This window comes from Streptomyces sp. NBC_00080 (assembly GCF_045041255.1).
Lineage (GTDB): Bacteria > Actinomycetota > Actinomycetes > Streptomycetales > Streptomycetaceae > Streptomyces > Streptomyces coriariae.
Genome location: NZ_CP108235.1, coordinates 6,091,695 through 6,117,799, shown reverse-complemented (window position 1 = coordinate 6,117,799; position 26,105 = coordinate 6,091,695). Strand labels below are relative to the sequence as shown.

Genomic DNA, 26,105 nt, shown 5'->3' with positions numbered 1-26,105 from the left:
CTCCTTGAGCAATCCTCATGAGATAAGCGTTTCCCCCGTGAACACCGGCGTTCCTGCCGCACATTCCCTGCTGCCCCGCGTCAGGGGCGCGTGGCAGGATCACTCCTGTCCGAAAGCCCATGCTCAAGCACTGAGGGAGTACCGCCGTGCCCGGTGAGAACCTGTCCCGCGACGAGGCCCGGGAGCGGGCCGCCCTGCTGTCCGTCGACGGGTACGACGTGTCCCTCGACATCAGGTCGGCGGTCGGCGACCGGACCGGGGACGAGCCTCGCACCTTCCGGTCGGTCACCACGATCCGCTTCCGCAGCAGCGAGCCCGGCGCGTCGAGCTTCGTGGACCTGATCGCGCCGAGTGTGACGTCCGTCTCCCTCAACGGCCGCGACCTCGACCCCGGCGAGGTCTTCGACGGCGCCCGGATCCTGCTGGAGGACCTGGCCGCGGAGAACGAGTTGATCGTCGACGCCCAGTGCGCCTACTCCCGCACCGGCGAGGGCCTGCACCGCTTCGTCGACCCGGAGGACGGCGAGGTGTACCTGTACACCCAGTACGAGCCGGCCGACGCCCGCCGGGTCTTCGCGGGATTCGAGCAGCCCGACCTCAAGGCCCCGTTCCGCTTCGAGGTACGGGCGCCCGAGGAGTGGGTGGTGTGGAGCAACGGCGTCGGCGAGCGCACCGACGGGGTGTGGCGCTTCGCGGAGACGAAGCCGATCTCGACGTACATCACCTGTGTCGTGGCCGGCCCGTACCACTATGTGACGGACACGTACACGCGCGACCTGGGTGACGGTACGACGCTGGAGATCCCCCTCGGCGCGATGTGCCGCAAGGGTCTGGCGCCCCACTTCGACTCCGCGGACGTCTTCCTCGTCACCAAGCAGGGTCTGGACTTCTTCCACGACCACTTCGACTACCCGTACCCGTTCGGCAAGTACGACCAGGCGTTCGTGCCCGAGTACAACCTCGGCGCGATGGAGAACCCGGGTCTGGTGACCTTCCGCGAGGAGTACATCTTCCGGGGCAAGGTGACGCAGGCGTCGTACGAGGCGCGGGCGAACGTCATCCTGCACGAGATGGCACACATGTGGTTCGGCGACCTGGTCACCATGGTGTGGTGGGACGACCTGTGGCTGAAGGAGTCCTTCGCCGACTTCATGGGCACGTTCGCGAACGTCGGCGCGACCCGCTTCACCGACGCCTGGATCACCTTCGCCAACCGCCGCAAGGCATGGGCCTACCGCGCCGACCAGCTGCCCTCCACCCACCCGATCACCGCCGACATCCGCGACCTCCAGGACGCGAAGCTGAACTTCGACGGCATCACCTACGCCAAGGGCGCCTCCGTCCTGAAGCAGCTGGTGGCGTACGTCGGCCAGGACGCGTTCCTCGAGGGCGCGCGGCGCTACTTCAAGCGGCACGCGTACGGCAACACGCGCCTCGGTGATCTGCTGTCGGTGCTCGCCGAGACCAGCGGCCGGGACATGGGCGGCTGGGCGCGGTCCTGGCTCCAGACGGCGGGTGTGAACTCGCTGACCCCGCAGGTGCTGCTGGACCCGCAGGGCCGGATCGACGAGCTGGCGGTGGTCCAGGAGGCCGCCGAGGCGTACCCCGAACTGCGGCCGCACCGGGTGGCGATCGGCCTGTACCGCCGCGAGGAGGGTCGTCTCGTGCGGTACGCGCGCGCCGAGACGGACGTCGACGGTCCGCGGACGGTCGTGACGGAGCTGGCGGGTGCCGAGGCCCCGGAGCTGGTGCTGGTCAACGACGACGACCTGACGTACTGCAAGGTGCGCTTCGACGAGACCTCGCTGGCCACGCTGCGCGAGCACCTCGGTTCGATGACCGACCCGCTGGCCCGTGCCCTGTGCTGGTCGGCGCTGTGGAACCTGACCCGGGACGCGCTGCTGCCCGCGCCCGACTTCGTGGACCTGGTGGTGCGCTTCGGGCACCACGAGTCCGACATCGGCGTCCTCCAGATGCTGCACGCGTGGGCGGACTCGGCGCTGGTCCACTACGCGCCGCGGTCCTGGCGGCGGACGGGCGAGGAGCTGCTGGCCGGCACCGCGCTGCGGAATCTGCGGGCGGCCGCGCCGGGCAGCGAGCACCAGCTCGCCTGGGCGCGCTTCTTCGCGACGGTGGCGTCCTCCGACTCCGACTTCGAGCTGCTCCGGGGACTGCTGGACGGCGTGGCGACGATCGACGGCCTGGAGGTGGACCAGGAGCTGCGCTGGGTGTTCGTGGAGCCGCTGGTCGCACACGGGTACGCCGACGAGAAGGCGCTGGCGGCCGAACTGGCCCGGGACGACACGGCGTCCGGCAAGCGGCATCAGGTCCGCTGTCTCGCGGCCCGCCCGTCGCAGGCGGTCAAGGCGCAGGCGTGGGCCCAGCTGACGGAGTCGGACTCGCTGTCCAACGCGCTGGTGGAGGCGACGATCGCGGGATTCGCGCAGCCCTCACAGCGGGAGCTGCTCGTGCCGTACACGGAGAAGTACTTCGCGTCGATCGAGCGGATCTGGGCCGAGCGGTCGATCCAGATCGCGATGACCGTCGTCAAGGGTCTGTTCCCGTCGCTCCAGGACTCCCCCCGGACGCTGGAGGCGACCGACGCGTGGCTCGCGGCGCACGAGTCGGCGGCCCCGGCGCTGCGTCGGCTGGTACTGGAGGCGCGCGACGACCTGGCGCGGTCGCTGCGGGCGCAGGCGGGCGGCGCGGGGGCCTGAACCGACCGAGCGCTCCGGCCTTGAGCTTTGGCCATGAATTCCGCTGACGGTCACCGTTACGGAATTCAGGTATTCCGACCCGTAACTCCTGGCTCCCCCATTCGGGACCAGGGGTTTTCGGCGCCCCATCGGCATCCGAACACCCGTCCTTTAGGACGAGCTTGTCCGGATTTGTCGACGGGTGTGTAACAGCGGTTAAGAGACCGGCCGGACGCGGAATCCCCGTTGCATGAACCACCACAACACCCCGCTCCCCCAGGTTCCCTCGGCGTCCCCCCGCCCCGTCCGTCACCTCTCGGACGTACAGTGCCGCGTCACGACGGCGGGCCGGCTCCGCGCGCAGGGCGTCGCCGTGGCCGAGGCGAACGAGCAGTGCCGTCCCGGCGGCCCCTGGCAGCAGCTCCTCCCCGGCGTGTACCTGCTCCACCCGGGCCCGCCGACCAGCGAGGAGCGGCTGCACGCGGTGCTGATGTACGCGGGCCGCGACACGGCGACGCCGCCGCCCGCGGTGCCGAGCCAGCCGGGCGCCGGCGATCCGCACCGGCCGGTGTACAAGGAGGCGATGATCACCGGGCTGGCGGCCCTGAACCTGCACGGGCTCTCGTCCGCTCCCCCGCTGCCGTCCCTGGAGCACATCGACGTCCTGGTCCCGCGGCTGCGCCGGCTGCGCTCGACGGGCTGCGCCCACGTCGTCCGTACCGGCTCCCTTCCGGCTCCCGAGCAGGCCACGGGAGTTCCGGTGGCGCCGGTGCCCCGCGCGCTGGCCGACGCGGTGGCCCAGTTGACGGACGCGGCAGTGGTGCAGCGGCTGCTGTCCGAGGCGGTACGCGGGGGCCACTGCGAACCGACCGCGGTGGTACGGGAGTTGAACAACGCCAAGCTGCTGAGCCGCCCGCACGTGGTGGACGCGGTGGACTCGCTGCTCGCGGAGGGGCGCGCGTTCGCGGAGGACCGGCTGTACACGATGGTGTGCGACTACGGCCTTCCCGACCCGGTGTGGAACGTGGACCTGCGCCTGCCGGGCGGTCCCCACCTGGGCGGTCTGGACGCGTACTGGCCGGAGCAGGCGGTGGCGGTCGAACTGGACACCCGGGCACCGCGACAGGACGAGGACGCGCTCTGGTCGGAGTACGCCCGCAAGCGTGAGCATCTGGAGCGGCTCGGCATCACGGTCGTGTACATCACGCCGAAGAAGCTGAGGGACGCGATGGAACAGCAGGCGGCGGTGGTCCGCACGGCGTTGATGGCGTCGGGCGACAGGGACCCGGCCGCGTATGTCGTGGTGCTGCCCCGGTAGGGACGGACCGGGGCGGTCCCAGGAGGGGAGAGGAGGGGCCGTCGGGTGTGACCCGACGGCCCCTCCTCATGCCGTCCCGCCGCGCGCAGCGGACGGTCGGTGCCGACGCGATCGGCGAGTTCGGCGCGGAGGGCGGCCGGTTCGGCCATGTGGTCGTCGACGACCTGGATCTTCTGCTCGAAGAGGGCGGAGAGGGAGTGGGTGCCGTGGCTGCGGTAGGGGTGACGTTCGCGGGGTATCGCGCACGGGGTTCGGCTGATGCTCAGGGGACGGCCGGCGGGGGCGCGAACACCCGTCCTTCCACCGGGCGTTCGCGCCACAGCTGCAGCGCGATGTCGACCAGGGCGACCCGGGTGAGGGCGGGGACCGCGTCCAGGTCGTGCCAGGCGGCCAGGTCGGTGGAGCCGTTCACCTCGTTGCGCAGTTCGCCGCCGACGACCCGGACCTCGTAGACGACCCGCACGCCGTGGTGGTCCACGGCGCGGCGAAGTCCCCCGCGGCGGAAGGTGCGGTGGGAGGAGTCGATGCCGAGCAGGCCGGTCACCTCGACGCGGTAGCCGGTCTCCTCGTCGAGTTCGCGCACGACGGTGTCGAGGGGGTCTTCGCCGTGCTCCATGCCACCGCCGGGCAGCACCCACTCGGGGGTGCCGTCGGCGGCCGGCGAGCGAGCGAGCAGGAGCTGTCCGTCACGGACGCAGACGGCATAGGCCGCCACCCTCAACTTCTTGCGCATGGAGGGACGTTAGCCGGTCGGGTCCGGGTTCGCAGGGGAGTATTCCGGCGCGGACCAGCGCAGCGGCAGCGCGGCGGGGGTGTCGACCGCCTCCGTGACGGTGAAGCGGACCGTACGCTCGCCGTCGGGTGCGAACCGGGTGGCGGCCTCGCCCGTGAGCTGGAGGGTGCGGCCCGTCGTCCAGTCGAGGAACAGCAGGCCGGCGCGTGGGTCCCTGGCGAGGTTGCCCAGAGTGAGGAACATGGAGTTGCCGGGGTGGTCGCGCCAGATGAGCGTGCGCGGTGAAGTCACGTGCACGAAGCCGGGGTTGCCGCCGCGGTGGCTGAGTTCGGCGCCGGCGCCGTCGGGATGGAGGGTGGCGAGGAAGAAGGTGTCGGCGGCGGCGAGGAAGTCCCGCTGCTCTCCGGTCAGTTCGGTGCCGCGGAGTGGGCTGCCGGGCGTGCGGTCGACCGTCTCGTAGCCCTCCCTGCGCTGTATGTATTTGGGGCAGTTGGCGAACACCCGGTCGGTCTCGACGGCGAAGCCGCGCGGGGTGGGCAGCAGCCGGCCGTTCAGCCGCATACGGCGACGGGTGCGCGGATCGAGGACGATGGTGCCCACCGGGGTCCCGGGGGTCGCCAGTGCCGTCGCGAGGGGGTCTGCCGACGAGGGCGCGTCCGCACCGCCCGACCCCCCGCAGGTGCCGGTGGCGACCGAGATCCTGCGGGGTCCGGTGGCCCGGACGAAGCCGGGGGCGCCCGTGACCGCCGACGCCCAGACCCGGCCGTCGACCGGGTCGGCGGCGCCCAGCACCAGCAGCGGCTGGAGCTCCAGGAAGGCGGCGACGACCGGCCTGATGCCCTCACCGATCGCCCGGCCCAGGTGATCGGCGAGGTCACGGACCCCGACGCGGTCCTGAACCGCCCGCGAGCCGGAGTGGTAGACGCCCATGAGTCGCTCGACCTCCTCGGCACCGGCGGACCCCTCGGACGGTGCGCGAGCAGCCCACAGAAAAATAACCCCTGATACTCACTTTAAAGGTTAGACCCCACCATGTCAACCGGTCACATACCCTTGAGCGGTTAGCACGGAAGGAGCCCCGATGTCCGCCACCGCCCCCGATCCCCGCCCCCTCACCGGCGAGCCCCTCGCGCTCGACCTGCTCAACACGCGGTGGGTACGGGAGGGCGCCGTCGAGGATCTGCTGCGGGACCCGGAAGGGCTCGCCGTGTGGCTCGCCGCGAACGGACTGGACGGGCACTTCGCGGCCGACGCGGCGACCCTGCGGCACACCCTCCGGGCGCGGGACGCGATCGAGGCCGCGGTGGACGGCCCGGCGGACACCGTCGGCGTCGACACCGTGCTCGGACACGGGCGGATCCGGCCCACCCTCACCGCCGAAGGGCCCGGCGAGCGGGCCGAGTTCAGGGACGACACCTGGGGGCCCGGCTGGCTGGCCGCCCGGAACTACCTGGAGTTGCTCTCCACCGCCCCCGACCGGATCCGCCGCTGTGCGCACGAGGCCTGCGTGCTGCACTTCTTCGACACCTCACGCAACGGCACCCGCCGCTGGTGCTCCATGGCGGCCTGCGGCAACCGCGCGAAGGCCTCCCGGCACTACGCCCGCGCCAAGGACGCCTGACCCGGCCGCAATCCGCACCACCGGCGGACAGCCCTCGCACAGGGGGCTCGTAGAGGGTTTTCCCCATACATCCATATCGATTCGGTCAACTCTCCCCAAACAGCTGCCCCTTAGGTAAAGCTTTGCGGTCATCCGGGACCGCATTCCGGACGACCGTGATCAGGAAGGAACGGCCTGGTCACGTGGTGCTCGTTCCTTCACCTACAAGGGATGCCGATGACCCTCACCCCCCAGCGTGAACCGATATCGGGCGCAAGACGTGTGGCCCGGATAGCCGTGGCCGCGGGCCTGGTGGCCGCGCTGTCCGCGGCCGGTCCGATACCCATGGCCTTCTCGGCCGACTCCGGCCAGGCCCCGGCCTCGGCCGACCCGGGCGCGAAGTCCGCCCACGACAAGCTCGGCTCCGACGACGCCGACCTCCTCGCCGAGGCCAAGGCCGCCGGCGACAAGAACGTCACGCTGATGGTCGCGACCGCCCCCGGGCAGACCGAGCAGGTCGCCAAGGAGCTGGACGCGGTCAAGGGCGGCTCCGTGGGCCAGTCCTACGACAAGGTCGGCTACGTCCGCGCCACCGTCCCGACGGGCAAGGCCGACTCGGCGATCGCCGCCGCGGTCAAGCTGTCCTCGGTGCACGCCATCGACCTGCGGCAGGACATCGCCCTCGACGACCCGACGCCGAGCGCGGACACCGCGAAGGGCGCCGGCTCCGCCGCGAAGACGAAGACCTACGCCGCGCCGGACAAGAAGACCCCCGCCGAGAACCCGTACAACCCGTCCTTCGAGACGGGCGCCGTCGACTTCGTGAAGAAGAACCCGAAGGCGGACGGCCGCGGCGTCACCATCGGCATCCTCGACTCCGGTGTGGACCTGGCGCACCCCGCGCTCCAGAAGACCACCACCGGCGAGCGCAAGATCGTCGACTGGGTGACGGCGACCGACCCGATCATCGACAGCGACGCCTCCTGGCGCGCGATGACGACCTCCGTGTCCGGGCCCAGCTTCACCTTCGGCGGCCGGACCTGGACGGCGAAGGCCGGTTCCTACCAGGTCAACCTCTTCCGGGAGTCCGCCACCGCGGGCGGTGACGCCAAGGGTGACGTCAACCGCGACGGCGACACCACCGACGTGTGGGGCGTCCTGTACGACGCCGCCGCCGGCACGGTCACCGTCGACGTGAACAACAACGGCGACTTCACCGACGACACCGCGATGAAGCCGTACAAGGACGGCTACCAGATCGGGTACTTCGGCACCGACAACCCGGCGACCGACGTCGCCGAGCGGCAGCCGTTCGTCGTGCAGATCCGCAAGGACGTGCCGATGGACCCGTACGGCGGCGACTGGGTCGGCAAGAAGGCCGACTTCGCCAACATCGGTCTCATCGCCAGCGAGCACGGCACGCACGTCGCCGGCATCACCGCCGCGAACGGACTGTTCGGCGGCAAGATGAACGGCGCCGCGCCCGGCGCGAAGATCGTCTCCTCCCGCGCCTGCGTCTTCGGCCCGGGCTGCACCAACGTCGCCCTCACCGAGGGCATGATCGACCTGGTCGCCAACCGCGGTGTCGACATCGTCAACATGTCGATCGGCGGTCTGCCGGGTCTGAACGACGGCAACAACGCGCGCGCCGAGCTGTACACGCGCCTCATCGACACCTACGGCGTCCAGCTGGTCATCTCGGCCGGCAACGAGGGCCCCGGCGCCAACACCATCGGCGACCCCGGTCTGGCCGACAAGGTGATCTCGGTCGGCGCGGCCATCTCCAAGGAGACCTGGGCCGCCAACTACGGCTCGCAGGTGACGAAGAAGTACGCGCTGCTGCCCTTCTCCTCGCGCGGCCCGCGTGAGGACGGCGGCTTCACGCCGACGCTCGTCGCCCCGGGCGCCGCGATCAACACCACGCAGACCTGGCTCGAGGGTGCCCCGGTCGCCGAGGCGGGCTACCCGCTGCCGGCCGGCTACTCCATGCTCCAGGGCACCTCGATGGCCTCCCCGCAGGCGGCGGGCGCCTCGGCGCTGCTGATCTCGGCCGCCAAGCAGCAGAAGGTCGCGCTCACCCCGGCGATCCTGCGCACGGCACTGACCTCGACCGCCGACCACATCAAGGGTCTTCAGGCGTACGAGGAGGGCGCGGGCGCCATCAACATCGTGGACGCCTGGAAGTCCATCAGGAAGGGCGCCACCGCCCACGACTACGCCGTCAAGGCGCCGGTCGACACCGCGCTCGACTTCGCGCTGAAGACGCCGGGCTTCGGCACCGGCATCTACGACCGCGAGGGCGGCCTGAAGGCCGGTCAGAAGAAGACGTACGACGTCACCATCACCCGTACGTCGGGCGCCGACAAGGCGATCCGCCACGAGCTGCACCTCGAGAACAACGCGGCCGGCACCTTCAAGATCCTCGGCTCGGACGAGGTGAAGCTGTCGCTGAACAAGCCGGTCACCGTCAAGATCCAGGCGCAGCCGAGGGCCGCGGGCATCGCCAGCGCGATCCTCGAGGTCGACGACCCGAGGACCGAGGGCATCGACAAGCAGATCCTCAACACGGTCGTCGTCTCGACCCCGGTGAACTACACGTTCCACGCGTCGAAGACCGTGCAGCGCAACAGCTCGCAGTCCTACTTCCTGACCGTGCCCGAGGGCGCGCAGTCGCTGGAGGTCGCGATCAGCGGGCTGAAGGACAAGAGCCAGACCCGGTTCATCTCGATCCACCCGTACGGTGTCGCGGTCGAGGACAGCTCCACGATCTACTGCTACAACAACTACCTCGACGGCAACGGCTGCAAGCCCGACGCCCGTTCGTACCAGAACCCGCAGCCCGGGGTCTGGGAGATCGAGGTCGAGTCGCGCCGCACCTCGCCGCTGCTCGACAACCCGTACAAGCTGGACGCCACCGTCTACGGCGCGGCCTTCGACCCGGCGACCGTGACCGTGCCCGAGGCGAAGGTCGGCACCCCGGCCCCCGTCTCCTGGAAGGTCAAGAACAACTTCGCCGCCATCGACGGCAAGCTGGCCGGCGGTCCGCTCGGCTCCTCCAAGGCGGCCCGCCCGACCATCGCGAACGGCGCGACCGAGACCACCACGGTCGAGGTCCCGGCCGGCGCCAAGTCGCTGGACGTCTCCATCGGCAACGTCTCCGACGCCTCCGCCGACCTGGACCTGACGGTCTACGACGCGGCCGGCAACCAGGTCGCCCAGCAGGCCGACGGTGACTCGGAGGAGGCGGTCTCCATCCCGTCGCCCGCCGCCGGCACGTACACCATCGAGGTCGCGGGCTACTCGGTCCCGGCCGGCACGACGGCGTACGACTACCTGGACGTGTTCTTCTCGTCCACGCTCGGCACCGTCGACGTCGACGAGTCGACGCCGGTCAAGCTCGGCACGGGTGCCTCGGCGTCGGTCTCCGCGACCGTCACCGCCGCGGCCGCCGCGCCCGAGGGCCGGGCCTTCTTCGGCCAGGTCCAGCTGGTGAACGCGCGGGGCACCGTCGCGGGTATCGGCAACGTGGCCATCGAGAAGGTCACTCCGTAACCGGTAGCGCCACCGGTCAAACGATCGACCGACAGCGGTCGAACAGGGGCGGGCGTCCATCGGGGCGCCCGCCCTTCGCCGTGTCACGGCGTCCCGCCTATTCGCAGGTGACGCCCTCCGCCTCGGGCAGGGCCCGGGCGAGCGCCTCTCGTTCGGGGAGGATGTCGGACTCGCCGACCGCCCAGACGTCGGGGGTGGTGGACCCCTTCGACAGGGCGACCAGGACGTGGTCGCCCTCCCGCAGCAGCGGGTCCATGTCCGCCTCCATCACGAAGTCGGCCTCGGGCCCGCTCTCGGCCGGCCGGTAGGCGTGGGTGACGTGCAGCGTGACCCGCTCCCGGGTGGTGCCCGCCACCTGGTCGACGGCGGTGACGTCCCCCTCGACGACGAGCCGGGCGCAGGCCAGATAGCCGGGGTCGCCGAGGAGGCTCGCGCCGCCGCCCGCCGACGCGTCGGCCTTCTCGTCGGATCCGGCCGCGCTGTCGGCGCTCTTGTCCGACTCGACGTTGGCCACCCCCTGGCCGATCTGGACGACCACCCAGCCGCCCCCGAGGACCAGCGCACCGGCGGCGGCCACACCGGCCAGCCGCAGGGCGAGGGGACGGACCCGGCGCGGTGGGCGAAGCTGCCGCACCGGGGCGGTCTCCGGGACCCGCACCGGCTCGCGCGCCGGCTCGCGTCCCGGCTCGCGCACCGGCTCCGTCAGGACGTCCGCGAGGACGCCGAGCTGCTCGCGCAGGAGCGCCACGTCGGCGGTCGCCGAGCGGTGGGCGGCCAGGTAGGCGGTATCGGCGCGGGCTTCCTCGGAGAGGCCGGAGAGGGGCACGCCGAGGACGGCGGCCATCAGCGCGTCCATATTGTCCTCACCCTCCTGTCCGTCCTGGCCCTCGTACGGGTCGCGGCCTTCGTCGTGGCCTTCGTCGTGGGTCTCGTCGTGGCCTTCGTCGTGGGTCTCGTCGCGGCCTTCGTCATGGTCGTCTTCGTGCGGTTCGTATCCGTGTCCGGGTCGCCCGTGCTGTTCGGGTCGTCCGGGTTGTCCGGGCAGGGCGGTCACGTCACACCACCTCGTCTTCGTGCAGGCGGGCGCGCAGGGCCCGGACCGCCGTGTGCAGGCGGCTCTTGACGGTGCCCTCCGGGACGCCCAGTTCCACGGCGATCGAGCGCACCGGCAGGTCGGCGTAGAAGCGCAGGACGACGACCTGGCGCTGGGCGTCGGGCAGGTCGTCCAGTCCCTGCGCGACGGCGAGGGAGAGCACGCTGGTGTCCTCGCCGGACGGGTGCTCGTGCTGGCGCAGCGAGGCCAGCCGCTCCCCCAGCCGCTCCTGGCGGCGCTTGGCGCGGTGCCAGTCCATCGCGAGGTTGGAGGCGACGACGGCCGCCCACGCGGAGACGTCTCGTGGCGTCTCGTACCCCTTCGCCGCGCGCTCCAGGAGCCGCAGGCGGACCTGCTGTACCCCGTCCGGCAGATCCGCCTGCGGCACCCCGCCCAGCGCGAGCACCGCCCGCACCCGGCGTTCCTGCGCCGCGTCCAGCGGATCGTCGCCCTGTCCGGCCCCGTCCCCCTGGGCGCGCCGGGCCTTTCTGCGCAGCACAGCCACCCCTCTCTACCGCGTTTCCTCTACGACGCCGTGGCGCGCGAAAACGTTCGGCGCCACCGCGGGAAATCCTCGGGAGGCATACGTCACACCGGCGCGTGTCCCAGTCCTCGGGCATGGTGGGCAAAGAATTGGACAGGTGGGCCGGGGTCGGCCGCATGATGGAAAAGTCCGTAAAGAGCCGTGAACAGAGCAAGGAGTCGCCGTGAGGGTCGGAATCGTCGGAGCCACCGGTCAGGTCGGCACGGTCATGCGCAGGATCCTCAAGGAGCGTGACTTCCCCGTCACGGAGCTGCGTCTGTTCGCCTCGGCCCGTTCGGCGGGGACGGTCCTGGACGGCGTGACGGTGGAGGACGCGGCGACGGCCGACTACGCGAACCTCGACATCGTCCTGTTCTCCGCCGGTGGCGCGACCTCGCGGGCACTGGCCGAGAAGGTCGCCGCGCAGGGCCCGGTCGTGATCGACAACTCGTCGGCGTGGCGCAAGGACCCCGAGGTGCCGCTGGTCGTCTCCGAGGTGAACCCGCACGCGATCGTGGACCGCCCCAAGGGCATCATCGCCAACCCGAACTGCACGACGATGGCCGCGATGCCGGTCCTGAAGCCGCTGCACGCGGAGGCCGGTCTGGAGGCGCTGGTCGTCGCGACGTACCAGGCGGTGTCCGGCTCGGGCCTCGCGGGCGTGGCGGAGCTGCACGGGCAGGCGCAGAAGGTCGTGCCCGACGCGGACCGGCTGACCCACGACGGCGAGGCGGTCGACTACCCGGAGCCGCAGGTCTACAAGCGCCCCATCGCCTTCAACGTGATCCCGCTCGCGGGCTCGATCGTCGAGGACGGCCTGAACGAGACCGACGAGGAGCAGAAGCTCCGCAACGAGTCCCGCAAGATCCTGGAGATCCCCGGGCTGAAGGTCTCCGGCACCTGTGTGCGCGTCCCGGTCTTCTCCGGCCACTCCCTCCAGGTCAACGCCCGTTTCGCGCGTCCGATCAGCGCCGAGCGCGCGACGGAGCTGCTGGGCGGCGCCCCGGGCGTGGCCCTCAGCGACATCCCGACCCCTCTCCAGGCGGCCGGCAAGGACCCGTCGTTCGTGGGCCGCATCCGGGAGGACGAGACCGTGGAGCACGGTCTCGCCCTGTTCATCTCCAACGACAACCTCCGCAAGGGCGCGGCGCTGAACGCCGTACAGATCGCGGAGCTGGTGGCGGCCGAGCTCAGGTCCGCCTGACCTCGTAGAGGAAGCAGCCGTACTCGACGGCCCGGACGTGCACGAACGCCACGTCCGGGTCGTCGAACGCGTCCCGGAACGCCTCGTCGAGCCCGCCGACGCCTACGAGCGCGCCGCCCAGGATGCGGCCTTCGGCCGAGTACCGCCGCACGGTGCGGTGCGCCTGGTCGAAGGGGTGGTCGTCCCCGGCGAACCCCGCGCAGCCGTCGGCGTGGACGAACACGGGCCCCTGCTCGTCGTAGGCCCCGGGGTCGACCCCCGCGCCGGCCGCCCAGCGACGCAGCGGCGCGTACGAGACGAGCGCGATCCGCTCCCCCACGGCACTGCGCCCCAGACAGCACCGCAGCGGGGCGCCGCCCTCCTCGTCGGCGAAGGGTTCCGTCCGCCGTCCGGCGTCGTCGACGACCCGGAGCTCGTCGAGCACACCGCCCGGGATGGCCCGTGGCGCGCAGGCCACGTCGTTCACGTTCACTGTGAAGGTCATACCTCCACCCTGGCGCCGGGCGGCCGAGGAGACCGGCGGCTTCCGGACGTCGTGCTCGAGAGCGGTCCCGACGACGTCGACCGGACCATCGACTCGGCGGACGGCCGGACGGCCCGGACGGCCGCCCATAAGGTCGTCGCCCCAGGCAGCCGTCCCGTGGAAGGATGACGCAACCGACACATATCCGAGGAGATGACCGCGTGCCTGGCACAAACCTGACTCGCGAAGAGGCGCAGCAGCGGGCGAAGCTGCTCACCGTTGACTCGTACGAGATCGATCTCGACCTCTCCGGTGCCCAGGAGGGAGGGACCTACCGGTCCGTCACGACGGTGCGCTTCGACGTCGCGGAGGGGGACGCGGAGTCCTTCATCGACCTGGTGGCGCCCACCGTCCACGAGGTCACGCTGAACGGGGACACCCTCGACGCGGCGGGGCTCTTCAAGGACTCGAGGATCGCGCTGCCGGGCCTGCTGCAGGGCCGCAACGTCCTGCGGGTCGTCGCGGACTGCGCGTACACCAACACCGGTGAGGGTCTGCACCGGTTCGTCGACCCGGTCGACGAGCAGGCCTATCTGTACACGCAGTTCGAGGTTCCGGACGCCCGCCGTGTCTTCGCGTCGTTCGAGCAGCCGGACCTCAAGGCCGCCTTCCAGTTCACGGTGAAGGCGCCGACCGGCTGGACCGTCATCTCCAACTCCCCGACGCCCGAGCCCAAGGACGACGTCTGGGCCTTCGAGCCGACCCCCCGGATCTCCAGCTACATCACCGCGCTCATCGTGGGGCCGTACCACAGCGTCCACAGCGTGTACGAGAAGGACGGACAGTCGGTGCCCCTCGGCATCTACTGCCGACCCTCCCTCGCCGAGCACCTCGACTCGGACGCGATCTTCGAGGTCACGCGGCAGGGCTTCGAGTGGTTCCAGGAGAAGTTCGACTACGCGTACCCGTTCAAGAAGTACGACCAGCTGTTCGTGCCGGAGTTCAACGCGGGCGCGATGGAGAACGCGGGCGCGGTCACCATCCGGGACCAGTACGTGTTCCGGTCCAAGGTGACCGACGCGGCGTACGAGCTGCGCGCGGAGACGATTCTGCACGAGCTGGCCCACATGTGGTTCGGCGACCTGGTCACCATGGAGTGGTGGAACGACCTGTGGCTGAACGAGTCGTTCGCCACGTACACCTCCATCGCCTGCCAGGCGTACCACCCGCAGTCGCGCTGGCCGCACTCGTGGACCACGTTCGCCAACTCCATGAAGACCTGGGCGTACCGGCAGGACCAGCTGCCGTCCACCCACCCGATCATGGCCGAGATCCGCGACCTGGACGACGTCCTCGTCAACTTCGACGGCATCACCTACGCCAAGGGCGCCTCCGTCCTGAAGCAGCTCGTGGCGTATGTCGGCATGGACGAGTTCTTCGCGGGCGTGCAGGCCTACTTCAAGCGGCACGCCTACGGCAACACGCGCCTGTCCGACCTCCTCGGCGCGCTGGAGGAGACCTCCGGCCGTGACCTCGGCACCTGGTCGCAGAAGTGGCTCCAGACCGCCGGCATCAACATCCTCCGTCCCGAGATCGAGACGGACGCCGCCGGTGTCATCACCTCCTTCGCGATCCGTCAGGAGGCCCCGGCGCTCCCGGCCGGCGCCAAGGGCGAGCCGACCCTGCGCCCGCACCGCATCGCCGTCGGTCTGTACGGACTCGACGACGACAGCGGCAAGCTGGTGCGGGACGAGCGCGTCGAACTGGACATCGACGGCGAGCTGACGGCCGTACCGCAGCTGGTCGGCAAGCGCCGTCCGGACGTCGTCCTGCTCAACGACGACGACCTTTCGTACGCCAAGGTCCGCCTCGACGAGCAGTCGCTCGCCTTCGTCACCGAGCACCTCGGCGACTTCGAGTCGTCCCTGCCGCGCGCCCTGTGCTGGGCGTCCGCCTGGGACATGACCCGGGACGGCGAGCTGCCCACCCGCGACTACCTGTCCCTGGTGCTGTCCGGCATCGGCAAGGAGTCCGACATCGGGGTGGTCCAGTCGCTGCACCGCCAGGTCAAGCTCGCCATCGACCTGTACGCCGCGCCGGCCACCCGCGAGGCCCTGCTGACCCGCTGGACGGACGCCACGCTGGCGCATCTGCGGTCCTCCACGGCGGGCAGCGACCACCAGCTGGCGTGGGCGCGCGCGTTCGCGGCCACCGCCCGTACGCCGGAGCAGATCGACCTCCTGGAGTCGCTGCTCGACGGAGGCCAGACCATCGAGGGGCTGGCCGTCGACACCGAGCTGCGCTGGGCGTTCGTGCAGCGGCTGGTGGCCGTGGGGACCTTCGACGAGGCGGACATCGCCGCCGAGTACGAGCGGGACAAGACGGCCGCCGGCGAGCGGCACGCGGCCACCGCGCGGGCCGCCCGGCCGACCCCGGAGGCCAAGGCGGAGGCGTGGGCGTCGGTCGTGGACTCCGACGAGCTGCCGAACGCCGTCCAGGAGGCGGTCATCGGCGGCTTCGTCCAGACCGACCAGCGTGAACTGCTCGCTCCCTACACGGACCGGTACTTCGAGGTCGTCAAGAGCATCTGGGACTCCCGTTCGCACGAGATCGCCCAGCAGATCGCGGTCGGCCTCTACCCGACGGTCCAGGTCTCCCGGGAGACCCTGGCCAAGACGGACGCCTGGCTGGCCTCGGCCGAGCCGAACGCGGCCCTGCGCCGCCTCGTCTCCGAGGCACGCGCGGGTGTGGAGCGTGCGCTGAAGGCCCAGGCGGCCGACGCGCAGTAGTCCTTCCCGGCAGTCCCTACGCGGCGGAGGGCGCCCGATGTCTCATCGGGCGCCCTCCGCCGTACCCGGGCCGCGTCGCTCTCACCGCCGGAGCGCCGGAGCGCCGGACCTGTCCCGTCCGGGCCGGTCCCGGTCTGCGCGAGCCTTCCGCCCAGCGGGCCCGAACCTGCGCACGGCCGTCCCGCCGCCGGTCCTCAGCTGGCCCGCCACCGTCGCGCCGAACGCCAGCGCCATGCCCGTCAGCTGGAGCGGCGTCAGCGCCTGGCCGAGGGCGGCCCAGCCGACGACGGCCGCGGTCAGCGGGGAGAGCGGGCCCAGGAAGGTGACCTGAGTGGCGGTGAGCCGGCCGATGCCACGGAACCAGAGCCAGTACGAGACGGCCGTGTTCGCCAGGGCCAGATAGAGGTAGCCGCCGACCGCGCGGCCGTCCAGGGCGGGCGGGGCGCCCTCGACGAGGAAGGCGAGCGGGGCGATCAGCAGGCCGCCCGCCGTGAGCTGCCAGCCGGCGAGGGCGAGCGGGCCGACGCCGTCCGGACGGCCCCACCGCTTGGTGAGGACCGTCCCGGCCGACATCGAGGCGGTGGAGGCGAGCGCCGCGAGGACGCCGAGCGGGTCCAGCGCCCCGGCCGCCTTCAGCACCACCAGGCTGACGCCGAACGCGGCCACGACCCCGGCCAGCACGGTCCGGGCGGTCGGCCGCTGCCCCAGCAGCAGCGCCGAGAGACCGACGACGAACAGTGGTCCCACCGAACCGACGACCGCCGCCATGCCGCCGGGGAGCCGGTAGGCGGAGAGGAAGAGGAGCGGGAAGAAGGCGCCGATGTTCAGCGCGCCGAGTATCGCGGCCTTCCCCCACCAGACACCGCGCGGCAGGACCCGGCCGAGGGCGAGCAGCAGCAGCCCGGCGGGCAGGGCCCGCATCAGGCCGGTGAACAGCGGGCGGTCGGCGGGGAGCAGCTCGGTGGTGACGGCGTAGGTGGTGCCCCAGGAGACCGGGGCGAGAGCGGTGAGCAGGACGGTCGTGGACCTCTTCATGGAATTAGCTTAGCGCTAAGCGACTTAGCGTCAAGCGGCTTAGTGCAGATCGGCTTAGCAGCAAGTGACTTAGCGTAGATCGGCTTAGCGGAGAGCCACTTTCTCGTGGGTGACCGTAATCGGGGGGATACTCGTCCCATGAGCAGCCCGCAGCCCCCGCGCAAGGATCCCGTCGACGCGATCATCGAACAGTGGGCGACGGTCCGGCCCGACCTCGACACCGGCGCCATGGAGGTCTTCGGCCGGATCTCCCGGCTCGCACGCGCGATGGGCGACCGGATGGAGAAGGCGTACGCGGCACTCGGCATCGGACGGGGCGAGTTCGACGTACTCGCCACCCTCCGCCGCTCCGGCGAGCCCTACACCCTCTCGCCCCGCGAGCTGTCGGCGACGCTCATGCTCACCACCGGCGGCATGACCGGCCGCCTCGACAAACTGGAACGGGCCGCACTGCTGCGCCGCTCCCCCGACCCGCACGACCGCCGGGGCCTCCAGGTGACGCTGACCGAGAAGGGGCTCGACCTGGTCGACCAGGCCGTCGGCGCGGGTCTCGCCGCCCAGACCGACGCCCTGGCCGCCGCCCTGGACACCGAGCGGGCCGGTCAACTGGCGGACCTGCTGCGGGAGTTGCTGCTGACGACGGAGACGTCGAGGAGCTGAGCCGGGCACCGCGACCGGCACTCCGACCGGCACCGCGACCGGGCACTCGACGAGCCGACCCGGTCGGCCGGGAGTCGACCGGGAAGCCGACCGGATCCGGCCGGGAGTCGACCGGGGATCCGGCCCCGTAGCCGACCAGGGAGTCGCCGGAGCCGACCGGGAGCCGGCCGGGGAGTCGACCGGGGGCCGGTCAGCCGTCGAAGGGCCAGGTGTAGCCGAGCTCTTCGGCGCGCTTGCGAGTGCCGCCGCTCACCCGGCTGTAGCTCTTCGGATCCTCCTCGGCCAGTCGGCGCAGGGCTGCGGCGGCCTGCGCCTCGGGCGGGGTGCCGTCGTCCGGGACGGTCCAGCGGAACACGAGCGGATCCCCTTCCGGGCGCCCCGCGCCGAGTCCCGGCTGGTACCAGAAGTGCACCTGGGCGGTGTCCGGCTCCTCGTGGCCGGTGCTGATCCAGCCCCGGCGTGCATCCCAGCGGCTCAGCAGCTCCGGTCGTTCGACCAGCCCCGCCTTGATCAGCCGGGCCACGGTGCGGGCCGGCCAGGCCCAGGCCCGGTCCTCCTCCGCGCGGGCGATCTCCGCGTCGTAGGCGGTGGCGTCGAACCGGAGGACCGGGAGTTCGGGCGCGGGACCGCGGCTGCCCGGCGGGGGCGGCCGCCGCCAGTCCTCCCACACGACTCGGTCGCCGTCGCGGCGGATGGTGACGTGGAGCGCGCCACAGCACCCCTCGCTGCACCAGGCCTCCGCCAGCCGCACCCGGCGGGGCTCCGGGCCGGCCCGCAGCAGACCCTCGTCGAGGAGCTCCTCCGGACTGTGCGCGGGCCCGTGCGCGAAGACCGCCGGGACGAGGGGCCGCCCGTCGACGAGAACGCGGGTCTCGACGGGCGCCCGGTCCACGGGGTCTCCGGCCACGATCTCGACGCGCAGTCCCATGTCGGGCGCGGCGGGACGCCTGAACGGCCGCCGTCCGGTACGCCGGATCCAGCCGGCCCGGAGCCGCCGGGCCACGTCGGCCGGGCCCTCCGGGGCGAGTCCGGCCGTGGCCGTGGCGGTCCAGGAGGGCTCCGCCAGCTGTCGGCCGAGGGATGCGAGGAGCGTCTCGCGGCAGCCGGAGGGCCAGTCCAGCAGCACTCCGGGACCGCTGCTCAGATCGAGGGCGAGCGAGAGCAGCGTGGCGTGCTGTTCGACGGTCGGCGGCAGGAGACCGGCCCGGGTGACAACGGTTTCGTACACGGCGGGTGCCTCGCGGTAGGTGAGAAGTTCGGTCGTGTTGTCGCTCGCGCACCCCATCCGGACGAGCAGCCGGGCCACCCGGGCGAGCAGGGCCGGGTCGGCGGGATGCCCGGCGAGCAGGTCGGGCAACCGGGCGGCTTCCGCGATACGGCGGGCGGTCGTGGCGCCGAGGAAACGGGGTTCGGCCCGGAAGGCCACCAGCTCCGAGCGGACGGCCCGGTCGTCCCCCGCCCCCAACGCACGGACGAGCGGCCGCAGTTCGCCACGACTGACGGAGGTCACCAGCCACAGGACGGCGGCGGACCGGCGGTCGAGGGCGTCGAGGGCTTGCACGGCCGGCCCGGTGAGCGACCGGAGCAGGCCGAGGGTGGAGAGGTACGGGACATCCTCGGGCTCGCCGAGGCGGGTGAGAAGGGCGAGGCCCGCGGTGACGGCGGGCACGGTGCTGCCGGTCCGGGTCAGTTGCCTGGCCAGTGCGCGCGCGGTGGCGTGCTCGTCGGCCGGCAGCGGCAGGGCGGCGACGGCCGACCCGATCAGATTCCGGTGTCGGCCCCGGACGCCGAGTTCGGCGAAGCGACGGTGCAGGGTGGCCGGATCCTCCGGCAGCGGGTTCAGTGCCTCCCGGACGACACCCGCCATCTCCCTGCGGGACAGCCGCGTCTCAGGGCGCTCCGAAGGGAGGTCGGCGGGAAAGCCGGTGCGGAGGTCGGTGGAAGAGTCGGCGGGGAGGTCGAAACCACGGCCGGGCGGGAGCCCGTCCGGCGACTCCTGCCTCAAGCGCCGTACCTGGTCGTACAGGGCGGGCGACGGCACAGCCGGGGCGCTCACCGAGCGGTGGGGAACTCGATTCGATAGGTCATGCGCAGGAGCCTGTCAGCCGGCACACGGCCTGTCGACGGAATTACCGGCACCGCCGCGCACAGGTGCTTCCCGGCGCACTCTCAGCCGACGTGCGTCGCGAGGGCGGCCTCCACGGCGCCCGGCTCGGCGGTGTCGGACGCCCAGGCCGCATAGCCGTCGGGACGTACGAGCAGTGCCGTACGGCGGTCGCTCGCCCAGTGCGCCACGGCGAGCCGGTCCTTGCGGCGGGCGTCGGCACCGCGGTCGCCGTGGGCCTCCGGGGTGATCAGGACGAAGCGGCCGCCCCGCAGCTCCTCGTAGAGGCGGGCACCCTCGGCGAGAGCGACGTCCGGGACGCGGGTGCCGGTGAGCCGGTGGGCGCCGCGGGGAGCGGGATAGCGGTAGCCGATGCCCGTGAGCTGACCGACGGCCCTGCGGCGGACGGGAGCCGCGACGCCGAGGAAGCCGGTCAGCGCGGCACGCAGGGCCAGCGTCCAGGGGCGTTCGGCCATGGCGAGGCGCACGATGCCGCCGCTGCTGCGCAGGACGGACCTGCCGACGGGGTGCCGTTCGGCCTGATAGGTGTCGAGGAGGTCGGCGGGCGCGTGACCGTTGACCACCTGGGCGAGCTTCCAGCTCAGGTTGGCCGCGTCCTGGAGCCCGGTGTTCATGCCCTGGCCGCCGGCCGGGGTGTGCACGTGCGCGGCGTCGCCGGCCAGGAACACACGGCCGACGCGGTAGGCGGGCGCCTGACGTTCGTCGCTGTGGAAGCGGGACATCCAGCGGGCGTCGTACATCCCGAAGTCACGGCCGAGGGCGAGCCGGGTGACCTCCTTGACCTCGTCGAGGTCGAGCGGTTCGCTGTCGGGGACGTCGCGGGCGCGGTTCCAGCCGATCAGCCGGTAGTAGCCGTCGCCGAACGGCGCGAGAAAGGCGAAGGCGTCGCCGACGGCGTTGACGGTGAGCAGCGTCTCGGGCTCCTCCGCGAGCCTGACGTCCGCGAGAACGACGGAGCGGATGACGGAGCGGCCCGGGAAGGGCAGTCCGATCGCGTCCCGCACGACGCTGCGCATGCCGTCGGTACCCACGACGTACGCGGCGCGCAGCTCTTCGCCCGGCGCCTCACCGGCCGTGACGGTGGTGGCGGTATCGGCGGTGGCGGCGGCGGTGCGGACCTGCACGGTCACGCCGTCCGCGTCCTGGCTCAGGCCTGTCACCTCGGTCTCGTACCGGAACTCCACGCCCGCCTCGACGGCGCGCCGCCGCAGCGCCTTCTCCACCTCGTACTGCGGGAGGACGAGAAGGTGGTTGAAGCGGGAGGGGAGCGTGTCGAGGGCGACGGTGAGGCGGCCGAAGAGGCGGAGCCGGTCGAGGGGCCGGCCGGCCTGCTCGAGTTCGTCGGCGAGGCCGCGGGCGTCGAGCTGTTCGAGGGTACGGGCGTGCAGCACGAAGGCGCGGGAGAGGTTGCTGAGGTGGTGAGGGCGCTTCTCGACGAGGGTGACCGGGACACCGGCGGTGGCGAGGTCACCGGCCAGGAGCAGCCCGGTGGGACCGGACCCGACGACGATCACGGGACGGGGAGTGGTGCCGGTGGTTCCAGTGGTTCCAGTGGTGCCGGTCATCGTGGCCTCCTGGGGTGCCAACGCTTGTTGGTCAACACTTGTTGGTCAACGCTTGTTGGCAAACATAGGACTGCGACGAAGCAGATGTCAACGCTTGTTGGCCTACACATGTTGGCCTACGCTTGTTGGCATGCCAGACAGCAAGCCCCCCGGCTCCCCCCGCCGCTCCGACACCACCCGCACCGCCATCCTCGACGCCGCCCGCGAACGGTTCGCCGCCGACGGCTACGAGCGGGCGACCATCCGCGCCATCGCGCGGGACGCGAGCATCGACCCGTCGATGGTGATGCGCTACTACGGCAGCAAGGAGGGTCTCTTCGCGGCGGCCGTCGCCGTCGACCTGAAGCTGCCCGACCTCACCGCGCTTCCCCGAGAGGAGATCGGCCGGGCTCTCGTGACCCACTTCCTCGACATGTGGGAGGAGAACGAGGTGCTCACCGCGCTGCTCCGGGTCGGCGTGACCAACGAGGCCGGGGCGGAGCGGATGCAGGGCATCTTCCGCGACCAGCTCCTGCCGGTGGCCCGTACGGTCTGCCCCGACCCCGAGCAGGTCCCGGCCCGGGCGGCGCTCTGCTCGACCCAGTTGCTCGGGCTCGCGCTCACCCGCTACGTCCTGCGCTTCCCGCCGGTCGTGACGCTGCCCCGGGAGGAGGCCGTCGCGTGGCTGGCGCCCACGGTGCAGCGGTATCTGACGGCACCCCACCCATAAGGTCCCGGGCGGGTCCAGGTCCCGGCCGGGCGGGGGCGGCGCGGGGCCGCAAACGCGTCGAGGGCGTCGGCTTCCTCCGCGTACGGCATGTGCGCACGCGGAGGGAGTCGACGCCCTCGGGCCCGAATCCGGGCCGGGAGTCAGGGGGCCGGCGAGGCTAGGCCTTGGCCTTCGCCCGGCCCTTGACGGTGATGTTGGAGCTGGTGGTGTCGCCCCTGTCCTTCGACTTGTCCAGGACCCACACCAGGCCGGCGATGAGCAGGAACAGCGCGATGGGGGCCACCACATAGAGGCCCAGCGTCTCGCCGACGCTCAGACCCGGGCCGGGGTCGTCACCGTCGTCGCGGGTCAGCGCGAGCGCGGGGGACGACATGAGCAGCATCATCAGCGTCGTACCGGCAGCCAGGGCGCCGGCGCGCAGGGCGTTCTTCTTGTCCACGGTGCCCAAGTTAGCGAACGGTGTCGGGGAGCGCGCGCCCGGGGTGCCGTATGAGGCGCGGGGCGCTCGCACGGCCGCCCGCGGGACTGCCGCCGTCGCGGCTCCGTCGCACCCCCGTCGCACCCCCGTCGCGGCTCGGTCGCGGCTCCGAAAGGCCCCGTCCACCTCGCCCTCGGACTCCCGCTCGCACGCGGCTCGAACTCCCGCCCACGCTCCGCCCAGGCCCCCGCTCAAGCTCCTCCTCCTGCACCCGCCCATGCCCCCGCTCAGGCTTCCGCAGAAGCTTGGGCCGAGGATCGGGCAGAGGTTCGGGCGGCGGGGCTGCTGCCGGCGGGGTCGCGGCCGTGCTCTTCCCTCAGCACCTCGATCAGCGCCCGCAGCCTCGGCGAGGCCGCCAACTCCTCCAGGGTCACCGGGCGGCCCGTCGCGTCCGCGATCGGCAGCCGCCAGTTCGGATACTGGTCCCAGGTGCCGGGGAGGTTCTGCGGGCGGCGGTCGCCGACGCCGTCCGGGAGCCAGACGCCGATCATGCGGGCGGGCGTGCGCAGCAGGAAGCGGTGGACGGCCTGGACCTCGGCCTCCTCGGAGGAGCGATCGCCGCCGCCGGTGCCGGCCAGCAGTCCGAGGCGGGTGAGCAGGCCCAGCCACTCCGCCGCGTCGTTGGCCGCCTCGGCGCGTTCCTCCTCCACGGGCCGGGTCAACAGGCCGAGCCGGTCCCGGAGTTCGACGTGCTCGCCGGTGAGCCGGGCGGCGGTGGACGGCAGGTCGTGCGTGGTGGCGGTGGCCAGACAGTCGTCGCGCCAGCGATCGGGCGACAGGGGGCGCCCGTCGCCGTCCCAGTCCCGTTCGAACCACAGCACGGAGGTACCCAGCACCCCACGTTCGCGCAGCGTCTCGCGCACGCCCGGCTCGACGGTGCCGAGATCCTCGCCGATCACCACCGAACCGGCCAGGGAGGCCTCCAGGACCAGGACGGCGAGCATGGCCTCGGCGTCGTAGCGGACGTAGGCGCCCTCGGTCGGCGGCTCGCCCTGTGGGACCCACCAGAGGCGGAACAGGCCCATGACGTGGTCGATGCGCAGGGCGCCCGCGTACCGGAAGAGGGCCTTGAGGAGCCGCCGGTAGGGGGCGTAGCCGGAGGCGGCCAGCCGGTCCGGGCGCCAGGGCGGCAGGCCCCAGTCCTGGCCGCGCGCGTTGAAGGCGTCCGGCGGTGCGCCCACCGACATGCCGGCGGCGAAGTACTCCTGCTGCGCCCACGCGTCGGCGCCCTCGGGGTGCACGCCGACCGCCAGGTCGTGCACGATCCCGACCGGCATGCCCGCCTCGCGGGCGGCGCGCTGGGCGTCGGTGAGCTGGGCGTCGGTGAGCCAGGCGAGGCGGGAGTGGAAGTCGACGCGGTCCATCAACTCGCCGCGGGCGCGGGTGGTCTCGGCGGAGCGCGGGTCCCGGAGCCCGGCCGGCCACCGCCGCCACTGCGACCCGTGCACCTCGGCGAGCGCGCACCAGGTGGCGTGGTCCTCCAGGGCCTGGCCCTGCTCGGCGAGGAAGTCGCAGTAGGCGGCGCGCCGGCCGGGTCCGAGCGGTACCCGGGCGACCAGCTCCAGCGCCTCCCGCTTCAGCTCCCACACGGCGTCCCGGTCGATCAACCCGCCCTTCTCCAGGACGGCTTCGCGCAGCCGTCCGGCGCGGTCGAGCAACGCGGACCGCGGATCGTCGTCGTCCCGGACGTACGCGAACTCGGGGACGTCCTCGACCCGCAGATGCACCGGGTCCGGAAAACGGCGCGAGGAGGGCCGGTACGGGGAGGGATCGGTCGGGGTGCCGGGCACGGCCGCGTGCAAGGGGTTGACCTGTACGAACCCGGCACCGAGCGCCCGCCCCGCCCAGGAGGTCAGCTCGCCCAGGTCACCGAGGTCGCCCATGCCCCAGGAGCGTCGGGAGAGCAGGGAGTACAGCTGGACGAGGAGGCCGTACGAGCGTCCCGCGGGCGTGGGCAGACGGGGCGGGGCGACGACGAGATGGGCGCGGCCGGTCCGCCCGTCGGGTGCGGTGACCGTCAGCTGATGCACCCCGAGCGGGAGTTGCCCGACGGAGTCGCGGCACTCGCCCTGCTCGGTCTCCACCCGCAGGGCGGTGCCCTCGGGGAGGGCGGCGAGCGCTTCACAGGGGCTTCCGCGCCAGCACACCACGGTCGGCGGCAGCAGCCGCTCGCGCAGCGCCCGTTCCCGGGCGGCGAGCGCGGCGCGTACGGCCTTCGGGGTGCCCGCGTCGACGCCGAGGGCGGCCAGGGCGCGGGTGACGGCACCGGCCGAGGCCGTCACCGTGCGGTCCGGGGAGGGTTGGTAGGAGGTGGCGACGCCGTGCAGCGTGGCGAGCCGGGCGAGCTCCTCTCCGGGGGGCGCGGTCATCTAGGGCCTCGTGGAGTCGGAGTCCGTGACGGCGAGTGGCGGCTCGCTGGTCAGGGGCTCGGCGTCGGGCAACGGAGGTTCGCTGGTCAGCGGGGGTTCGGCAGAGGTCCCCTCGGCGCTGAAGGCGCCGAGGTAGGGGTCCTCGAACTCGACGGGGGTGGCGGCGGACGGCTCCGCCAGGCGTTTGGAGCGGGCCGGTGCGATCACGGTGGCCTCCTCATCAGTACGGCATCGGATACCCCAGCCCTACCCAGCGGACGCGGGGACAGACGTCCTCACGTCATTACACGCCGCCACCCCCTCCCGCGGCCCGCGCCGACACGGCGGACCGGCGCGCCGAAACGACGACGCCCCCCAGAGCACCCCCAGGGCGCCCCCAGACCGCCCCCAGACCGCCCTCAAGCGCGCAGCGCGGCGTCGAGATCGCGTATGAGCTCTCCCACGCGTCCGCCTCCGGGAGGTGCGGCCGGCAGCCGGCCGAGCACCGCGGCGACCGCCGGCGGCGCGTGACGACACGCCCAGTCCAGGGTCCCCACACCGGCAACGGGGCTCCTCCCCGCGGCAGGGTCACCCACGGCGACGGGCCGGGCCTCTCCCGCTGCCAAGTCACCCGCCGCCAACTCCTCCGCTCGCGCCGCGTGGGCCGCCGCACCGAGCACGTGCTTCACCTGATGCGCGTTCGCCAGGGGATGCAGATACGCGGCGGCGGCCGCATGACTCGCCGCTCGTGCCGCGTCGGCCGCGGCGGGTGAGGCGGGTGAGGCGGCTGAAGCAGGTACGGCGGCGTCCTGTGCCGCCCGGTAGGCCGCCCACGCGCTCTGCCGCAGGGCGCCCGTGCGCCGGCCGCCGCCGGCGAAGGCCTCCGCCGCTTCGACGGCCTCGCGAGGGCGCGGGTCCGCGGGAAGGCTCTGTTCGAAAAGCGGCAGCGTTCTGCGTGCGCAGCGGGCCGCGTAGCCCGCGATCTCCCGCAGTTCGTGTTCGCTCAGCTCGATCTTGTCCGACTCGGTGGGCACGGCTCCATCCTGCCGCCGCCCGGACCCCGCCCACCAGACCGGCGCCCACCGGACCAGTCCGTTCAGGCCGGGTTGCGCCACGGGCGACGACGCTGCGGCTCCGGGGGCACACAGGACCCCCGGAGCCGGTCGCGCCCGGCTCGGAGGCCGTGGTGACGCGGTGCGATGACGCGGACGACG

General features: G+C 72.4%; 20 protein-coding genes. 8 read left to right on the top strand and 12 right to left on the bottom strand.

Going from position 1 to position 26,105, the window contains the following annotated elements; translation table 11 throughout:
• Positions 1-146: 146 nt before the first annotated feature.
• Together pepN (OHU34_RS27360) and OHU34_RS27355 are read left to right on the top strand one after the other, a co-directional pair.
• Positions 147-2,717, top strand: coding sequence for an aminopeptidase N (gene pepN, locus OHU34_RS27360; RefSeq protein WP_142264332.1), 2,571 nt, complete (start codon positions 147-149; stop codon positions 2,715-2,717).
• A 229-nt stretch (positions 2,718-2,946) separates the two neighbouring features.
• The gene (locus tag OHU34_RS27355) at positions 2,947-4,014 is read left to right on the top strand and encodes a hypothetical protein (RefSeq protein WP_142264333.1); all 1,068 of its coding nucleotides are present in this window, start codon (positions 2,947-2,949) and stop codon (positions 4,012-4,014) included.
• A 262-nt stretch (positions 4,015-4,276) separates the two neighbouring features.
• Here OHU34_RS27355 and OHU34_RS27350 read toward each other — a convergent pair whose 3' ends face one another.
• Both OHU34_RS27350 and OHU34_RS27345 read right to left on the bottom strand, forming a co-directional pair.
• Positions 4,277-4,747 carry an NUDIX hydrolase gene (locus tag OHU34_RS27350; RefSeq protein ID WP_200839687.1) on the bottom strand — a complete coding sequence of 157 codons (471 nt, stop codon included), beginning with the start codon at positions 4,745-4,747 and terminating at the stop codon, positions 4,277-4,279.
• A 9-nt stretch (positions 4,748-4,756) separates the two neighbouring features.
• Positions 4,757-5,677 (bottom strand): pyridoxamine 5'-phosphate oxidase family protein, encoded by a 921-nt coding sequence (locus tag OHU34_RS27345; protein WP_230195721.1) that lies wholly within the window; start codon positions 5,675-5,677, stop codon positions 4,757-4,759.
• A 151-nt stretch (positions 5,678-5,828) separates the two neighbouring features.
• Here OHU34_RS27345 and OHU34_RS27340 point away from each other — a divergent pair, with 151 nt between their 5' ends.
• Complete coding sequence (locus tag OHU34_RS27340; RefSeq protein WP_405768762.1) at positions 5,829-6,368, top strand: CGNR zinc finger domain-containing protein; 540 nt, start codon at positions 5,829-5,831, stop codon at positions 6,366-6,368.
• Between the two features lie 216 nt (positions 6,369-6,584).
• Positions 6,585-9,899, top strand: a complete 3,315-nt coding sequence (locus tag OHU34_RS27335) for a S8 family serine peptidase (RefSeq protein WP_142264336.1) — start codon at positions 6,585-6,587, stop codon at positions 9,897-9,899.
• Positions 9,900-9,996: 97 nt separating this feature from the next.
• Here OHU34_RS27335 and OHU34_RS27330 read toward each other — a convergent pair whose 3' ends face one another.
• Together OHU34_RS27330 and OHU34_RS27325 are read right to left on the bottom strand one after the other, a co-directional pair.
• Positions 9,997-10,953: a hypothetical protein gene (locus OHU34_RS27330; protein WP_405768760.1), complete on the bottom strand. Its 957-nt coding sequence runs from the start codon at positions 10,951-10,953 to the stop codon at positions 9,997-9,999.
• 1 nt (position 10,954) lies between these two features.
• Positions 10,955-11,497 (bottom strand): sigma-70 family RNA polymerase sigma factor, encoded by a 543-nt coding sequence (locus tag OHU34_RS27325; protein WP_199875647.1) that lies wholly within the window; start codon positions 11,495-11,497, stop codon positions 10,955-10,957.
• Positions 11,498-11,699: 202 nt separating this feature from the next.
• On the opposite strand from OHU34_RS27325, the gene OHU34_RS27320 reads away from it, so the two are divergent.
• Positions 11,700-12,719, top strand: coding sequence for an aspartate-semialdehyde dehydrogenase (locus OHU34_RS27320; protein WP_142264337.1), 1,020 nt, complete (start codon positions 11,700-11,702; stop codon positions 12,717-12,719).
• On the opposite strand, the gene OHU34_RS27315 is transcribed toward OHU34_RS27320, so the two are convergent.
• The gene (locus OHU34_RS27315; protein ID WP_142264338.1) at positions 12,706-13,203 is read right to left on the bottom strand and encodes a DUF1203 domain-containing protein; all 498 of its coding nucleotides are present in this window, start codon (positions 13,201-13,203) and stop codon (positions 12,706-12,708) included. The two genes, OHU34_RS27320 and OHU34_RS27315, sit on opposite strands and share 14 nt — an antisense overlap.
• A gap of 200 nt (positions 13,204-13,403) precedes the next feature.
• On the opposite strand from OHU34_RS27315, the gene pepN (OHU34_RS27310) reads away from it, so the two are divergent.
• Positions 13,404-15,971 (top strand): aminopeptidase N, encoded by a 2,568-nt coding sequence (gene pepN, locus OHU34_RS27310; protein ID WP_142264339.1) that lies wholly within the window; start codon positions 13,404-13,406, stop codon positions 15,969-15,971.
• An 81-nt stretch (positions 15,972-16,052) separates the two neighbouring features.
• On the opposite strand, the gene OHU34_RS27305 is transcribed toward pepN (OHU34_RS27310), so the two are convergent.
• On the bottom strand, positions 16,053-17,006 hold the full coding sequence (locus tag OHU34_RS27305; RefSeq protein WP_405768756.1) for an EamA family transporter: 954 nt from the start codon (positions 17,004-17,006) through the stop codon (positions 16,053-16,055).
• Positions 17,007-17,144: 138 nt separating this feature from the next.
• Here OHU34_RS27305 and OHU34_RS27300 point away from each other — a divergent pair, with 138 nt between their 5' ends.
• Positions 17,145-17,666: a MarR family winged helix-turn-helix transcriptional regulator gene (locus OHU34_RS27300; protein ID WP_142264341.1), complete on the top strand. Its 522-nt coding sequence runs from the start codon at positions 17,145-17,147 to the stop codon at positions 17,664-17,666.
• Between the two features lie 190 nt (positions 17,667-17,856).
• Here the strand turns inward: OHU34_RS27300 and OHU34_RS27295 are convergent, their stop codons facing one another.
• Complete coding sequence (locus OHU34_RS27295; protein ID WP_405768752.1) at positions 17,857-19,722, bottom strand: hypothetical protein; 1,866 nt, start codon at positions 19,720-19,722, stop codon at positions 17,857-17,859.
• Positions 19,723-19,835: 113 nt separating this feature from the next.
• The gene (locus OHU34_RS27290) at positions 19,836-21,356 is read right to left on the bottom strand and encodes an FAD-dependent monooxygenase (protein ID WP_405768749.1); all 1,521 of its coding nucleotides are present in this window, start codon (positions 21,354-21,356) and stop codon (positions 19,836-19,838) included.
• Positions 21,357-21,486: 130 nt separating this feature from the next.
• Between OHU34_RS27290 and OHU34_RS27285 the strand changes: the two genes are divergently transcribed.
• The gene (locus tag OHU34_RS27285) at positions 21,487-22,065 is read left to right on the top strand and encodes a TetR family transcriptional regulator (protein ID WP_054240026.1); all 579 of its coding nucleotides are present in this window, start codon (positions 21,487-21,489) and stop codon (positions 22,063-22,065) included.
• Positions 22,066-22,222: 157 nt separating this feature from the next.
• Here the strand turns inward: OHU34_RS27285 and OHU34_RS27280 are convergent, their stop codons facing one another.
• From OHU34_RS27280 to OHU34_RS27265, 4 genes are all read right to left on the bottom strand, one after another.
• A complete protein-coding gene (locus tag OHU34_RS27280; protein WP_142264343.1) occupies positions 22,223-22,504 on the bottom strand; it encodes a hypothetical protein in 282 nt (93 codons plus the stop codon).
• A gap of 266 nt (positions 22,505-22,770) precedes the next feature.
• Entirely contained in the window at positions 22,771-24,912 is a 2,142-nt protein-coding gene (malQ, locus tag OHU34_RS27275; RefSeq protein ID WP_230195714.1) for a 4-alpha-glucanotransferase, read from the bottom strand.
• A complete protein-coding gene (locus tag OHU34_RS27270) occupies positions 24,913-25,119 on the bottom strand; it encodes a hypothetical protein (RefSeq protein ID WP_372481751.1) in 207 nt (68 codons plus the stop codon).
• Positions 25,120-25,310: 191 nt separating this feature from the next.
• Entirely contained in the window at positions 25,311-25,925 is a 615-nt protein-coding gene (locus tag OHU34_RS27265) for a putative immunity protein (RefSeq protein WP_142264346.1), read from the bottom strand.
• Positions 25,926-26,105 lie beyond the last annotated feature (180 nt).